1 protein-coding gene is annotated in these 779 nt (G+C 42.2%); it reads right to left on the bottom strand.

Annotation, left to right across the window (positions count from 1 at the left end):
* A partial coding sequence (locus AC1RNS_RS26435) for an IS110 family RNA-guided transposase (protein WP_492996779.1) occupies positions 1-779 on the bottom strand: 779 nt, incomplete at both ends.

Genomic DNA, 779 nt, shown 5'->3' on the forward strand with positions numbered 1-779 from the left:
ATCATGACACGGAATAAAAGAGCTCGAAGTTTTCTTCTACCACGCTTAGAAATCCGTTTTTTTCCTTTATGCTGTCCAGAAGAGTTTTCACGTAATGTGAGTCCCGCTAGTTTGATTAATTGGCGTGGATGCTCATATTGTGTAAGAGAACCAACTTCGGAAAGCAGCTCGACAATTGTTACGTCTCCGATTCCAGGTACTGATGCTAAATACGCATAATCCGTCATTTGTTTTGCCAGTTCTATAAGCTGGGCTGTTAATTCATCAAGCTGAGCTTGCATCAATTGATACTGGGAAAGTAGTGTAGCGATTTCAATGCGTGCCATCACTAAGCCTTCTGTCAGTCCAATCGAGCTTTGTGCCACCTCGACTAATTGTTTTGCCTTTGGTAGCTGTGGACTTTTCATCCCATCTACTTGGCGGTATAAAAATAATAATTCTTCTGGCGTTTTCCCTTGAATGTCCATCGGCAGTGGTGTCTTTTCAAGCGCCGCATACGCCATTTTCCCGAAGTTTTTAAATACCTGTGTAAACTCAGGAAAAAAGCGATCTAACCAACGGATCATTCGATTTTGTAAGGCATTTACATCTTCTTGGATTTTGGCACGCAAGGTTGTACCATTACGCAATTCAGCTTCCACGCCTTCTAGAATACGTGGGTAACTAAACCGTCCATCTCGCATTAAACGTGCAATGACGAGCGCATCCTTTTGGTCATTCTTTGTTTGAAGATTGTCATCTAGCTCTTTGGAACGATTGACATGATGAGGATTCACCAT

This window comes from Lysinibacillus sp. GW821-FHT14F06 (assembly GCF_058803665.1).